The following is a 13729-nucleotide window of genomic DNA, read 5'->3' as shown; positions in this document are numbered from 1 at the left end:
AGACCGCATGCCCGCACTTGATAAGCAAGATCAACGCGTAAAAGAAGCAAATGATAATGGCCCAAAGGCCAAAACATCGAAGCGAGAGCGGATCTACCTCGCCGTGCCATATGAAGAAAACCAGAAGGCAAAGGAACTGGGTGCCAGATGGGATAAAGAGGCAGGCAGCTGGTACGCGCCAAGCGCTAAGGTGGCAGAGAAAACAAAGCAATGGTCTGTTGAAGGCAAAGCCCCTGCAGCAGAGGAAAATCGAGACCCTGTTCAGGAGTTTAGCGACTGGCTGAGATCAAATAATGTCCTGCTTGATGGTTTAGCAAAAATGGACGGTAAGTGGCATCGGGTTAAAATTGATGGAGATCCTGACAAGAGTGCTTCGTATCGTGCCTTTCTTGAAGATTCTGTTCCAAATGGAATGCTGCATAATTTCCGAGGTACACAAGAAAAGTGGAAGTTTGACGGCTTCAAGCTTTCCAAAGATGCGTTAGCCAAAGCCGTTGAAGCTGGAAAAAAAGCTTCAAAAGATCGAGCACAAGAGCGGCAATTAGCTCAGGAAAAAGCCGCAAAAACAGCTTTTGGGATCTGGAGCAATACCTCTGAATGGGCCAAGCCGTCTAACTGCGATTATCTCAAGCGCAAAAAAGTTCGTGGTTATGGCGTCAAGCTGGATAAAGATGGCCGCATGGTTGTGCCACTGCGCGATACGGATTTGCGCATCCATTCTTTGCAGTTCGTTGGAGATCAGAAGCGCTACCTTATGAACGGTCGTAAAGAAGGGCTGTTCCACGCAATTGACCCAGAGCAGTATCTCAAAGATTCAAACAAACTCGGGCTAGGTGATACGCTAATATTCGCTGAAGGCTATGCAACCGGAGCATCGGTTCACCGGCTCGTAAACAAACCAGTCCTTGTTACGTTTGATGCAGATAACCTGATCAAGGTCGCCTCAGCCATGCGTGAGAAGTTTCCCGATGTGACTATGCTCTTTGCAGCTGATGACGATCACCACCTGACAGCTCGTGAGAACCCTCTTCCAAACAAAGGCATGGAGAAAGCTGAAGAAGCCGCACGTGCGGTCGGCGGATATGTCGTCCCACCTCTTCTTAACTCAAAAGAAAAAGCGAAAGGTTTGAAAGATTGGAATGACCTGACAAACGAACGTGGTGACGACAAAGCCGCCTTCCAGTTCTTGATGCAAGCCCGCAAGTCCCTTGATGCTGAAAAGATCAAAGAACAGGAGCTAAGTCGCTCCCCAAAAAAAGAAATGTCCCGTGATTTGGAGGTTGCGTAATGGATCAGGTGAAACGGCGTAAACCAGAAGATGAACGGCGAAAAGAATTTAAAGTTCGCTTACCCAAGTGGCTATGTGACGAAACTCGCAAAAAGATCGCTGCTTCAGGAATGAAGCAGGCCCACTATGTTGAACATGTTCTGATCAATGCGGCACATCCTGACCCTTCAAGAATGCTGGCAATTGATGCCCTAAAGAAGATCAATCATGACCAGGCGCGATTGGGCAACTTGTTGAATGCGGTTTTGACTGACCCAGATCTGAAATCGAAGTTTGCAGATATTGATGAACTTTTTGGTGAGATCCGCAACACCCAGCAGACTATCAAGGCCAAGGTGCTGGCGCTGTAACCATGATTGCTCACAAGATTGCTCGTAAGTCCGGAAAGAATTCTTTTAAGGCGCTGGCTCGCTATGTGGCTGCAGCTAAGGAAGAGAATGAAAAGCTGGGAGATCTCTGGATTGAGAACTGTAGCTTTGCATCCTCATTAGAAGATCTGGATCATGCCATTGTCGAAATCGAGAACACGCAAGCTCACAACACTCGCGTAAAGGGTGACCGCTCCTATCATCTGGTGATCTCGTTTGCTGAAGGTGAGGTGCCGGAGCTGGATGTGCTGAAGGACATTGAAAAAGCCTTTGCAAAAGAGCTGGGCTTTGAAGAGCACGAGCGCATCATTGCGACCCACACAAACACTGACAACTTTCACATGCACGTGGCGGTCAACCGTGTTCATCCGACAACATATAAGGTCTGTACGCCGTATAGAGACTTTGAGACGCTTGAGCGCGTTCGTCTGGAGATGGAGAAAAAGCACGACCTGACCCGCACCAACGCCAAGGGTGAAGCGCTTGATAAGAAGAATCCAAAGGCACGCGACTATGAGGCAAACACCTTTGAAGTCTCGTTCTCTACTTATGTGAAGGACTACCAGAGCGAACTATTGAAGATCCGCGAGAATGCAAAAACATGGGCGGAGCTTCATGAGGGCATTGCTGCTTACTCGGTTGAACTGAAAAAGCGCGGCAACGGTCTGGTGTTCAAGGAAATGGAAGGACACCGCACTGAGAAGGCAAGCAATGTCCATCGTGACTTTTCAAAGAAGGCCTTGGAAGACAAGTTCGGACCCTATCAGGCACCGGAGAAAGATCTCAGCCAGGAACAGCGCAAAGATCGCTACGAGCGCAGGCCGCTTTACGACCGGCATCGCCAATCAGATCTTTGGGAGAAGTTCACCGATCAGCTGAGCAAACCTAAGCCCAAACACAGCTGGAGAGCATTCTTGAGGGAGCAATCAACACTCAATCGTGCTGCAGTTGAAATGATCAAAGGGGAAGAAGCCATGCTGTCCTTGATGGGACTTGGCTCAAGACGACAACCAGGACTGTTGGAACAGCATCTGGGTATCAAGCTGAAGCAGAACAAGGTGCAAAAGAAAGTGGAGCTGGAGCGCTAATGCAATGCGGCCACCCTGCCCTCAAGCTGCTTGGTGCTAACGGCTTAAGACAGACAGTGGCTTATTGCTTGCGAAAGAGCTCGATAAGATCTGATGTTGGAGGAATGTTGAATTGAGGACGATAGTCAGTCCGTTTGCGCAGGTTTTCGCGTCGCAGCTCTGTAGGAGGATGCGAGTTGAGGTAGTGCGCCAAAATGTTGGTGCCGCCGCGCTCTTCACTGAGGCCAGCAAACACCTGCAACATGCGGTCCTTACCAAGCAGCTTTTGAGAGAACTCATCTGCTCGGTACTCTCCCATGCGAGAGGTCAGGCCGGTGAGCCGAGCAGCAATTGTGATGATAAAATTGCAGGGAATGATGACGAAGTTGAAAAACAGGCCGACAAACGGAATTCTGTAAACCAGATTGTTGAGCTTCAAGGCAAACAGGAAAGGCCACACAAGAGCTGTGCGAATGGCAATGTGCACTGTATCCCAGTGGCGCAGATGACCGATCTCATGGGCAATGAGAGCAGCCAGCTCCTCCAATCCTCTGTCTCTAAACTTGGTGTCGTAAAGAGCGCCCTGATTAAGCGCGACTCTGTTACGGCCAAAGGCGCAGGCATTGTAGTTGGGCTTGTCAATCACACGCCAGACGATGCGAGGCAGCTTGATACCTTTGGCATCAGCAATGCCCTGCAGGTAAGCATAAGCCGCTTCGATCTGATGCAGTTCATACTCAGAAGGATGACGAGCGCCAAGTTCAATGTCATAGAAGAATTCGACCAGGCCAGGTACGCGCAAGATCAACCAGAACAAGAACACCTGAATAGCTGCAATCAGAAGGGAAGACTCTTCTGGGATCTGGAACGGCAAGTCAGCAAACGTGTTGATGGACCAAGTAATTGGCATGGCAACCCAGAACAGAGCAACGTGCGCAGCAGTAGCAATGATGCTCCACGATATAAACCAGTTCAAATCGATAGCTATATGTCTGAAAAGATTGCGCATTTGATTAGTCCTCTACTGGACTTATTTTATAATAACCTAAGGTTGCACTCAATGAAACTTGCGTTGGTTCCGCATTTGTTCACAAGTAGTTTTAAGATGGTTAACAGTATATCTAGGTGATTGATTATCAATAATCTTGGATGAATTTGACGGTGGTTAGGATCGGCAGAAAAAGTGATCCATTTACTTACCTAACATGTGCGTAACATGCGATTTAGTTAAACTTTTACTTTTTGGAGGAGTGGGCATTTGTAACAATTCTATGCAAATTCGATCAAACGCGCCTTGGATATCGGATCAGAGTTCGGGCTGCGTAAAACCAAATAGAAAGGCGATTTGAGGCCTTAAAAAGTAAACCCTGGAAGCCAGGAGCAACCAGGGAGAACAATATAAAAAACAGTTAGCACCTAATTTTTTATGTTGTCCTCCCAGAAATTGCAAGAGTGCAGAACGCAATTTTTTTGCGAATGGGATTTTGCATTCTCAATTTGGTTCCTGAGCATCCTTTTGATGCGGAATTTTGGAATGTTTATTGATGCCTTTATGCTCGATGAGCCCACGGCAGATTTTGGTGTTGGCAATACATCGCGCCAACAGAACGAAAGTGCAGAAGTTGCGGCCAGAAGCTTTTCTGGATTACCGGTCGCAGTATCCAGATGGGATGTGCTGTCACTTGTAAAGAAACTGCAGCGCGAACTTGGTTTGACCTCAACACAAGTTGCGCACTTGGAGTTTCTGGTTGGCTATACACGCGATCAAGACTGGCAGTGCGGCAGTAATCCGATTGTGTATTTGACTGTGAGTGCGACCGCCAACAAACGGGCGATCTGCGAACGCCAGGTTCTCAACATCGAGCGTGCTTTGAATCGCGCTGGTCTGGTGTGCTGGCATGATAGCGGCAATCTACGCCGGTTCGGTCATCGCTCAGCGGATGGAGAGCTTGTTCAAGCATTTGGCGTCAACCTTGCGCCGCTGGCAGCAAGCTATGAGCGCCTCTACTGCATGGCTCAAGAACTTGAACAACGCGCCCGGGTTTGGAAGCAGCAAAAGACAACGCTCCTCCTTCATAAGCGGGTTTTGAGAGAGCAACTGACATCGCGTCCGGAGCATCCAGCTGCGGGTGAAGCTCAAAAGCTGATCACATCATTGCCGCGCCGCATCGAGGCACGTTTGACCATCACTCAGCTGTTGCAATGGAGTAAGCAAATGCTGCAGCTGATAGCCGAGTTTCAGGAAGAGAATGAGCAGTCATCAGCTGACCAAAATGAGGAAGAACCAGCATCGGAATCCGATACTCAAATATGCTCCGGTCGGAAGAAAACTTCCGGCAGGTCGGAAACAGAATTCCGACACATAAATACAAACAATACAAACCAAACACTTTCTAACGAAAGAAGTAATGCTGCGCACAAGCGGCCATTGCCTAACGGCACTGACTTAAAATCATGTGGTTCCGCTCACGCGGAAAGGGCTCTTGAAAAGATCAAGTGTGGGAACGAGGCCAGAGCCAGTCAACTGGAACTTGAGATTGCTGAGATCCAGCAAAGCCCCCTGCCCTTACCTCCTGCAGGTAATTCAAAAACGCAGAACGTTACATCTGGCATTGAGCATATCACCCTCAAGCAAGTTCTCGCCTGTGCCAGTCCGATCTTGCAAGAGATGATCAGGAATGCACAGTGCTCCAAGGAGGTTGACTGGTCTGCAATAGTTGCGGCCGCCGAGCAAGCATCTCAATATCTTGGGATCTCACAGTCAGCTTGGAAACAAGCCTGCGCGGTAGTTGGGGCCACCGCTGCAGCAACGATTATCATTGTGGCCGAGCGCAAAGGTGCCGATCCACAAATGCCAATCAACTCGTATGGTGGTTTCTTGCGCGGTTGCCTTGCCAAAGCTGAACACGGAGAGTTGCACCTTCATAAATCGGTGTTCGGCCTGCTGAGCAAGGCGAACCTCGACGAGTAGGGTAGCGGCTTGATGTTATCGATGGCTCGACTTGAGATCATCGCGATTTTGGGCTCAGATTATTTGAGACTGTAATTTCGCTTAAGCTCAAATTACATGAGACTGGGCTCGAGTTAGTTGAGACAGGCTCAGGTTTCTGAGAATGAATGCAACGCGCTGAGATCGTAGGGGAAATGGCAAAGTTGGGCCATTACCGGCCATTAGGCCTATTCAATCTTTGGTTGAGACAGGATCGCTTTGGTGATGAAGAGTTTTGTGTTTTGCAAGCTGGTATTGGAGCGAATTGCGTTTGAAAACTCTCCCAGGGAGCAAGCATGTCGGATCGTACTGCACAAGACAAGAGCTAGGCAAACGCAGTATGTCGCTATGAAACTACATGAAGAACGCTGATGTATTTTCTGGACATAGTGAAGGCTATTTCTTCCCTTTCTTGCGCGAGAAAGTTTCTTTCAGCTTCTCTCGCTTGGATTTGAACAAGTCTTTCAACGCAGCAAGCGCCTTTTCGACTTCACCTATATCTCCGCGCGACTCTTTCACCCTGTTTGCTTTTATCGACACCTGAATACGGGAGAGGCCTTGTCTTGCTTTTTCATGCTGGGCCTGAAACACATTAAGCTTCTTCTGTGTTTTAAGCGTAGACTGCTTCTCGCTCAGTTGTTTCAGAGTTTCGACCGAAGTGCTGTAAAACTCTCTGAGTTGCTCAAACTCCTGAGCAGTAAAACGACCTAGTTTGTAAAGCTTCTTCCCTTTATCAATCCGGGTCTGACCTTTTAGCAGAAGTTTGTCGCAGCCAGCAAAATCTCTGTTTATCAAGGCTATCTGAAGATCTTTAGCGATCTCACCCAACTCACTCACAAGCTTCTCGAAAGTTTCTCGCTCATATGGATCCTTAAACTCGCTGACCTGACTGCTCATAACGGTGAGCTCATCCCGCAGTGATCCAATCCGACTGGCAAATATCGTTGTCTTCTGGTCTTCCGTTTCCGGCACAACCTCTGGATTTTTCGCTGCAACTGTTTTGATTTCATTCAGGCTGGTTTGCATAACCTGAATTTGGACATCTATCACTTCAAAGCTGCGCTCAGGATCCACCGACTTTTCATCCTCAAGTGAGACGAGCGTTTCCTCCGCGACGTTATAGGCAGTATCAAGCTGCTTCAAATGCTTCCGTGCGACAGGATCTGCCTCGGCGATATGCTCAATCTCATTGCGCTGATGATAAACAGCGAGCAACTCTTGCCTGACCTTCGCAACCCGCGCGTTCAACTTGGCAGTCGCCGTCGGTTCTGCTTTTGGCTCTTCCGGCTCAAGACCCAGATCACCGTTTAAAGTGAGTATAGCTTCCATAACATCCAGCGAACTATCGATATCATCCAGATCACTGTCACATTCGGCCTGAGTAGATGTCTCGACCATCTGCCCCACAGTCTTGAGCAAGTTGCTTACAATCCTATCACTTTCCATGAACTTTCTTAGTTCGGTCTCGTTGCCAAGCAGACTATCTGAACGGCCAGACAACTGAGCGTGACGAGTACCAAGATCGGAAACTTTGAGAGCATACTCGCTCTTAAGCTCCTGAAAGTTGTCAAGAGCCGCCGAAACTGCGGTCGTCAATGCAACAACGGCCTCCTCGATTGCATCCACTTGAAACTTCGCAACTTCCACGTCACGGTTCATAACTGCTGTCTTTAAGCCGTTAACAGCTGCTATCCCCTGGTTGCGAGCCGCCTCAACAGCTGTGAGATCAACAGCCCAGTCAACAGCTTCATCAAGTTTGGCAAGACCCGTATCAAACCGGGATAAATGATAGGATACACTGTCCTTCAACGACTTCAGCAGGTTCTCTTTGATCTCCTCGGAGGTCTTAAAGATCTTTTGCATTAATGTCAGACCAGCCTTTGCCTCCGACATGTAGATCTTCAGCTGGGGCAAAATTTCAAAAGCCTGCTTGTCGTCCTGATCAGCCCAAACATCTGCGTTATCAAGACTGGAGAGAGCCGATTGATGCGCAGCATTCATGTCAGCAATCTTCTCAGGCATCAGATTTGGAGTCCAATTAAGATTGGCACGCTCTATGCCTTCTCGAAGTCGCTTCATGTCTTTGAGAATCCTCATCACCGTCCGCTCTTCTTGATCAAAGATCGGAGGATCAAGAACCTCAGTCTTCCCCCCATCGACAGACTTGGTTGATCTCGTTTTAAAGATGCTTTGCAGCTGCCCAAAGAGCGTATACCCACTCGACAGAGCAAGTTGAAGGTCCGGGATAATTTCGTCTTCATCCTCAGTATCCCGATCAGCAATATCTTGCGCATCTACGGTAAGCTGCTTTGCTTCTTTCAGGATGCTATCAAATTCACCGAGAACATTATTCCCTAGCTTTGCGCGCCACTTGGTCTCAGCATCGCTCAGACCTTTTCGAAGCGCGGTAAGATTAGCCAGCAATTTTTCGAGTGTTTTTTGAGAGGTATCACCATCAGTGATCAAGTCTTCCGACACATTTAAGTCCGCAGGATCCTCTGATTGAGGCCCTGAAGCGGGCTCGTAACTCTCTGGCGTTGCCTTCTTACCTTTTCTCAAACCTTTAGGTTTAACAAAACAGGCTTCCATATTGGCCAGAGCTATGGGCAATTGCATCAAAATACCTCGCGCATCTTTCACGCGCCCAGCATTTAGAAGTGCTTCCGCCTCAAAAACAATTTCACCGGCAGCAGTGTTGTAACTTAAAAAATCAGTCGCTTGCTTGTCATAGGCAATTTCCTGACGGCGCCCATAAAGTGCTGCTATTTTCGACTGCGCATCCTCAATATCTTTCATGAACAGATTGACTTTGGCAGACGTGTCTACCCCACGCTCATAGGCGATCATCATGCCATCCATGGCAATTTGACTATTTTCCTTATGATCAAAAGCCTCTTCGATATTGTTCGCAGCGATGGCTTCATCTGCACCATCTAGGAACTGCTTTGTCTTTTGTGAAAAGTTCTCGAAAATCTTGAGTTCTTCATTGTCGGTGAAGTCACTGGCGTGAGCAGCCAGTTTGTCATAATCCGCTCGCATCATAGCGACTTGACGAGCCAGCTTTCCAGCCGCTCCGCCCTGATCTTTCTCCGGTGTAAACTGCGTAAAGTCCTGCACTCGATAGATCAAGTTGTTCAGAGGCCGACGCGCTAGTGCAATCTGGCCATCAGCCACAATAAGTTCTCCAGCCTGAACATGGTGCTCTGCAGTTTTGATAAAGAAGTCAAAGTCCGCAATTTGTTTAGAGAAGCGTTTTAAGGATTTTTGGTACTGCTCATTTTCTTGAGCAAGCGCCTGTAGTTCCGGATAAAAGTCATAAGCAGGCTTTGCCGCAATTTTGAGTTGCTCAAGCTGATCTAAGGCGATATTTGCTGCGGAAACGGTCTCTTGCCGGATATCCTCCAGTCTCTTAAGACTGCTTCTGGCCTTATCATTTTTTGCAGCGGCCTCCTGACTTTCACCATGAATGATGTCAGCCTGTGCATTCTTCGTCAAAGACATAACACTTTTGAACTCTTGCTCAAATTGTTTGACGTTGGCCCCACCAGCCGCAACCTTGTCTTTGTCTTTGAAAGTTTGCTCGGCTTGCCGGCGGATCGTTGTAGTATCTTTGAAAAGTCGCTTTAGCTCAGGATCCTTCAGCTTCGTTTCGTCAACACTATCACCCGTTTCATCATCCAGATCCGGATTGAGGATCTTACGCAAAACAAATCGCTGCATGTTTGCTTGATGATCTTCCGCTTCTGCAATGAACCTGTCGACCCCAACATAGTCTGCACTATGAACAGCTGAGTTCGCTTGTCTGAGCGACTTTTGAGCCGCCTCATGCTCCACATCAAACCACTTCAGGAACAACTTTGAGTCTTCAACAACACTTCTGTTTTCGGCCGTTTTGCTCACGTCCCTCTCAACGAGTGATAACTTGATTAAAACCGCATCAAGACGAGCCTCCCCGTCTCGTTTTGCAGCGCGGACAGCAGCAGCCAAGTCATCTTTAGTTGATGCTAGTCGGTCCAACGCCTGCTCAGCCATTTCTGGTTTTGGCGTATTGATACCTGTGTTAACGTCACGCAAGGCCTCCCGTGCAGTGGCATAGGCCTTATCAACCTCACCAACACTGACGCCAGATTTCACAAGAGCAGTACGCTCACCATAAAGGATCTCCAACTCTGAATTGAGCTTAGCAGACTGAGCACGCAATCCTGCAAGGATCTCATCCATTGATTTGTTGGCATTATAAACCAGCGCCTCAACATCCCCATAAAGGGAATGAGCCTCCAAAATTCCAGTCCCAAGCTTTTCAAGCCCCTCTTCATCCCCCTTCTTCGAGGAAAGAGCTGCATGCTGATTTCCAAGTTCATGTACAAAATCGGTGAACTTGGTTTGTGCATTTTTAAACTTGGCTTTGTACGGGCCGTTAGGCACACTCTCTCCGAGTTTGTCAGCATGCCCAATTTTGGGTACCAGCTTCGTTATCTCTGCCGCCAGAGCATTGAGTTTATCTGTCCAACTTGCTTCTTCTTCGAGATCAAATAGTGGAATTTCGTAAAACGCATCATGATCTGCGTTATCTCCATTCTCAACACTCTGAGATGATGGTTCCGGCTCCTTGGGAGATTCCTTGGCATTTATCTCCTGCATCATTCCAATGATCCAGGCCTCTACTTGTGGATCCTGAGGCTCATTTTCCTGATCTTCAAACCTAACCTTACCCATCAAGACACTCCATCCAGTCACTCGAAATGGTCTTATGACTTTAATTTCTATCGAGTATGAGTGCCTTTGTAGTAAATCAGCTACACCTGTCTTGTTATTAGTGAATACATTGCAGTAATTTCGTGAGTTTTTTTCTTTACTTATTCTAAAATTTTCTTTGTCTTGTCGCTCTGAGTGGTTCCGCAATCTCAGGATCCTGATACCTTTTCATTTTGTGCCAAGATATATGGATAACCCAATGCAGATAATTAGCCCTTTAGGTTTATGTCATTCAGCACAGACAATAGTTTGATACTCAGGCAAAATACTATTCTAGTGTTAGCTGCTGGATTGGCCAGTTCCAGACTGTATAATATCGACCTAAAGTTGAGAACTCTCACCGATAGAGATTACATCGAGTCAAATCGAATGACCGCAAATGGTCAGACTACACAGGAACTGACCATGAGAGCGTGACTATATCCATGCAATCCAATTTTTTACTTCGTGGCATCCATATTTCTTGTAAAGCGCTTTATGTATTTTCAAACGCCCTTAGCTTCCCTTACCCTCAAGGTGGATTATCAAGCTACTGATCCGTTTCCTGGAACTGTTTTTCACGCTCCGCAATCTCCGGATAGGCATCTGTCAGCAGTTTACCGCCGACCCCGATGTTGTCGTAGGAATGCTCTTCGATATGGATGGTCAGGAGGTTGGCGTCCAGCCCAGTACTTTCTTCAAAAGCTTTTGTCAGTGCGGCGACACAAGCAACCTTTTTCTCTCTGGGAAGGCGCGGTGAATAAACAACGATGTGTGGCATGGCATTTTCCTTTTCTGTCGTGAGGTTGATTTTATTAAGAAGCTCAGGCGCTCAGTCTATCATGTATGAGCCAGCAGTAAGGGTCCTCTGCCATCATATCTTGGTCCACCGCCCAGGCGGCGGCTCTGCACCCGCCGCATTGCCATTTGAAAGAGCAAGAGGCGCATCCACCCTTAACATCGCGTTGGTGCAGTGCCTTGATGTGAGGGAGTTTGACCAGATCTCGCCGAAGGGGGCATCCTTCAGGTTTCCCAATGACAACGGGAACATAACACAAGGTGTCACATCACCCTCAGCAGTGACGCATGCAATGCTGATCCCAGCCTGACAGCCTCCCCGGCGCGCATCAGTACCGGGTGCGAGTGAAGCCAATCCTGAGGAATGAGCGGACAGATACAGATCGGGGTAATCGGCCTTGGCTACCAGCCATGTCTGCAATAAGGCGCGCGCTGTATCAGGTTCCAACCCGTCGCTCAATGCACCGCGTCCGGTGGGTATGAACTGGGAGAGGTTGAACCCATCAACCCCGAGTTGCGCACAAAGCTCTAGCATATCCGGCAATAGATGCGCGTTGCGGCGCATGGCCGTGAAGCAGACGTGGGTTTTCAACCCTGCCGCCAGCGAGATTTCAACCGCCTCTAACGCCTTTTGAAAAGAACCGGGTCCACGGATGACATTATGTACCTCTTGGGTGCCGTCAATGCTCACCTGTAACCTTGAGAGATCGGCTTGTTTCAATTTTTCGGCCGCTTTTTCCGTCAAAGGATATCCGTTGGTACTCGTGCCTACAGTCATGTTCAGGCTGCGGGCATACGTCACCAGTTCAGGTAGGTCTCGGCGCAGCAGTGGTTCTCCGCCGGAAAATGCAACATCCACAACGCCAACATCATTCATTTGCTGCAAAATCTCTTTTGCGCGGCTGGTGGAATAGCCCTTATCGCCCGCTTTGTCCGCATTGGAGGAACAATGAATACAGGACAGGTTGCAATGATTGCTTAAAATGAAAACCACGTGCAAAGGATAGGAGGGTCTGAACATGACCACCTCTCAGAAAAAGGATTGCAGGATACGGCTTTCAACAGACTTCAAATCCGGTTGCATGCCGCTGGTTTCATAAAACTCTTCAACAAGATGCAGATTTTGAGCGATAAACTTGCGTAGCCGCTGCGAGGCATTGCAAATATCTTCATAACTGGAGCCGATGCTTTTGTGAGTGATGGTGTCTGAAAATAAAACAGCCTCTGTCAGCGTCGCCTGAGAGAACTTCGAATAATCCTCAAAGTCCCTAAAGCGTGGCTCTACGCCAAAGCGGGCGGGATCCTCATGAATAGGCGTGTGCGGAAACAGGATCATCGGGCTTACCCAGCGCGGAATGCCACCGACCTTCATGGTTTCAAGGATCAGCTGCTCTGTATCACATAGCGCAGCTTCATCCTCACCGGGAAGGCCAGCCATCCACCATGTAAACGGCTCGACATTCGCCTGCACCGCCTCGGAAATACTGAGCACCACCTCTTCGCGGTCGAGATGGCGGTTGTTGATCCGCGCCACGTCGTAAGATCCGGTTTCGACGCCAAAATCCACGCTGGCCAGTTCACAACATGCAGCAAGGGCAGCATAGCCCTCATATCCATAGCTTTCCGGATGGGCAAAGATATTGAGGTGAGCGGGGCGAATATCGCGCCGGACTAATTCCTCACTCAGCTCAATGAGTTTGACATTCCCGCCTACAAAAAAATTGTCTTGAATGGTAAAGCGCGTAATGCCTTCGCTCATCAGCGCTGCAATCTGGTCTACGATACGTCTTGCGGAATGAAACATCAGCTTACGCCGACCCTGAAGGCGGCCAATGACGGGTTCCACACACCAAGCGCATTTGAATGGACATGCGCCGCGTGTGGTAGAGATTGCACCCGCGTCTGGTCGAAGTGAGCGGGGTTTGAGCACGGAGTAGCGATAAACCGGAAAATCGTCCATTTCTTCCAGTATCAGTGGTGGCCCGCTATCTCCTGTGCTTGTCACCAGTCCCGGCACGTCTTCAGTGACCTTTCCAGATCGAGCGACCTGCTGGCAAATAGAAAGCAGCGCATGTTCGGCCTCACCCTTGATGACCCCATCCACATAAGGTGCATTGGTACTGGCAATGTCTTCAGCAAACATCGTGGCGTGTTGTCCGCCAATATAGACCAGGACATGAGGCAGCAAAGCCTTTACAAGACGGGCTACCTCAAGTGCGCCAGAGCTGAAATGAACCCAGTTGAGACCAATAGCGATAACTATTGGGTCCTCTTTGAGGATGAATGCTTTCACGTCCTCCTCCTCAAACCCATAATGCAGCGCTAAGGGCACGTGCAGGCCACGCACCTCGAACTCAGTGCGCTTCCAACCATGCGGCATTGGCCAGCAAGCCAAGCCCAAATTGCTTATCATCAAGACACGGCGAGGTTTGATTAAAGGAGGTTGGCGGCTGGATAAATAAAACCCGATCACGCTGCCCCATAG

General features: G+C 48.6%; 10 protein-coding genes. 4 read left to right on the top strand and 6 right to left on the bottom strand.

Annotated features, from left to right (window positions below):
* Positions 1-7 precede the first annotated feature (7 nt).
* The 3 genes from QT397_02210 to QT397_02200 are packed head-to-tail and all read left to right on the top strand — an operon-like array spanning position 8 to position 2744.
* Positions 8-1288, top strand: coding sequence for a DUF5710 domain-containing protein (locus QT397_02210; protein ID WNZ54080.1), 1281 nt, complete (start codon positions 8-10; stop codon positions 1286-1288).
* A complete protein-coding gene (locus QT397_02205) occupies positions 1288-1638 on the top strand; it encodes a hypothetical protein (GenBank protein ID WNZ54079.1) in 351 nt (116 codons plus the stop codon). Before QT397_02210 ends, QT397_02205 begins: the two co-directional genes overlap by 1 nt.
* A 2-nt stretch (positions 1639-1640) precedes the next feature.
* Positions 1641-2744, top strand: coding sequence for a relaxase/mobilization nuclease domain-containing protein (locus tag QT397_02200; GenBank protein WNZ54078.1), 1104 nt, complete (start codon positions 1641-1643; stop codon positions 2742-2744).
* Positions 2745-2805: 61 nt separating this feature from the next.
* Here QT397_02200 and QT397_02195 read toward each other — a convergent pair whose 3' ends face one another.
* Positions 2806-3732, bottom strand: coding sequence for a M48 family metalloprotease (locus tag QT397_02195; protein WNZ54077.1), 927 nt, complete (start codon positions 3730-3732; stop codon positions 2806-2808).
* A 417-nt stretch (positions 3733-4149) separates the two neighbouring features.
* Here QT397_02195 and repC point away from each other — a divergent pair, with 417 nt between their 5' ends.
* Entirely contained in the window at positions 4150-5694 is a 1545-nt protein-coding gene (gene repC, locus QT397_02190; protein ID WNZ54076.1) for a plasmid replication protein RepC, read from the top strand.
* A gap of 414 nt (positions 5695-6108) precedes the next feature.
* Here the strand turns inward: repC and QT397_02185 are convergent, their stop codons facing one another.
* The 5 genes from QT397_02185 to QT397_02165 all read right to left on the bottom strand — a co-directional run bounded on the left by QT397_02185 (position 6109) and on the right by QT397_02165 (position 13727).
* Complete coding sequence (locus tag QT397_02185; GenBank protein WNZ54075.1) at positions 6109-10428, bottom strand: hypothetical protein; 4320 nt, start codon at positions 10426-10428, stop codon at positions 6109-6111.
* A gap of 568 nt (positions 10429-10996) precedes the next feature.
* Complete coding sequence (locus tag QT397_02180; GenBank protein WNZ54074.1) at positions 10997-11227, bottom strand: tautomerase family protein; 231 nt, start codon at positions 11225-11227, stop codon at positions 10997-10999.
* 93 nt (positions 11228-11320) lie between these two features.
* Complete coding sequence (locus tag QT397_02175) at positions 11321-12265, bottom strand: radical SAM protein (protein ID WNZ54073.1); 945 nt, start codon at positions 12263-12265, stop codon at positions 11321-11323.
* A 9-nt stretch (positions 12266-12274) separates the two neighbouring features.
* Positions 12275-13624 carry a radical SAM protein gene (locus tag QT397_02170; GenBank protein WNZ54088.1) on the bottom strand — a complete coding sequence of 450 codons (1350 nt, stop codon included), beginning with the start codon at positions 13622-13624 and terminating at the stop codon, positions 12275-12277.
* Positions 13599-13727, bottom strand: coding sequence for a hypothetical protein (locus tag QT397_02165; protein ID WNZ54094.1), 129 nt, complete (start codon positions 13725-13727; stop codon positions 13599-13601). The genes QT397_02170 and QT397_02165 overlap by 26 nt, the downstream gene beginning before the upstream one ends.
* Positions 13728-13729 lie beyond the last annotated feature (2 nt).

It is taken from the genome of Microbulbifer sp. MKSA007 (assembly GCA_032615215.1).
Lineage (GTDB): Bacteria > Pseudomonadota > Gammaproteobacteria > Pseudomonadales > Cellvibrionaceae > Microbulbifer.
This window is presented reverse-complemented; position numbering and strand designations above follow the sequence as displayed.

Excerpts from the sequence above, each read along its gene's own strand:
- QT397_02165 (WNZ54094.1), bottom strand. The coding sequence starts at position 13,727 with ATGGGGCAGCGTGATCGGGTTTTATTTATCCAGCCGCCAACCTCCTTT.
- QT397_02175 (WNZ54073.1), bottom strand. The coding sequence starts at position 12,265 with ATGTTCAGACCCTCCTATCCTTTGCACGTGGTTTTCATTTTAAGCAAT.
- QT397_02170 (WNZ54088.1), bottom strand. The coding sequence starts at position 13,624 with ATGCCGCATGGTTGGAAGCGCACTGAGTTCGAGGTGCGTGGCCTGCAC.
- QT397_02180 (WNZ54074.1), bottom strand. The coding sequence starts at position 11,227 with ATGCCACACATCGTTGTTTATTCACCGCGCCTTCCCAGAGAGAAAAAG.
- QT397_02185 (WNZ54075.1), bottom strand. The coding sequence starts at position 10,428 with ATGGGTAAGGTTAGGTTTGAAGATCAGGAAAATGAGCCTCAGGATCCA.
- QT397_02205 (WNZ54079.1), top strand. The coding sequence starts at position 1,288 with ATGGATCAGGTGAAACGGCGTAAACCAGAAGATGAACGGCGAAAAGAA.
- QT397_02195 (WNZ54077.1), bottom strand. The coding sequence starts at position 3,732 with ATGCGCAATCTTTTCAGACATATAGCTATCGATTTGAACTGGTTTATA.
- repC (WNZ54076.1), top strand. The coding sequence starts at position 4,150 with ATGTTGTCCTCCCAGAAATTGCAAGAGTGCAGAACGCAATTTTTTTGC.
- QT397_02200 (WNZ54078.1), top strand. The coding sequence starts at position 1,641 with ATGATTGCTCACAAGATTGCTCGTAAGTCCGGAAAGAATTCTTTTAAG.
- QT397_02210 (WNZ54080.1), top strand. The coding sequence starts at position 8 with ATGCCCGCACTTGATAAGCAAGATCAACGCGTAAAAGAAGCAAATGAT.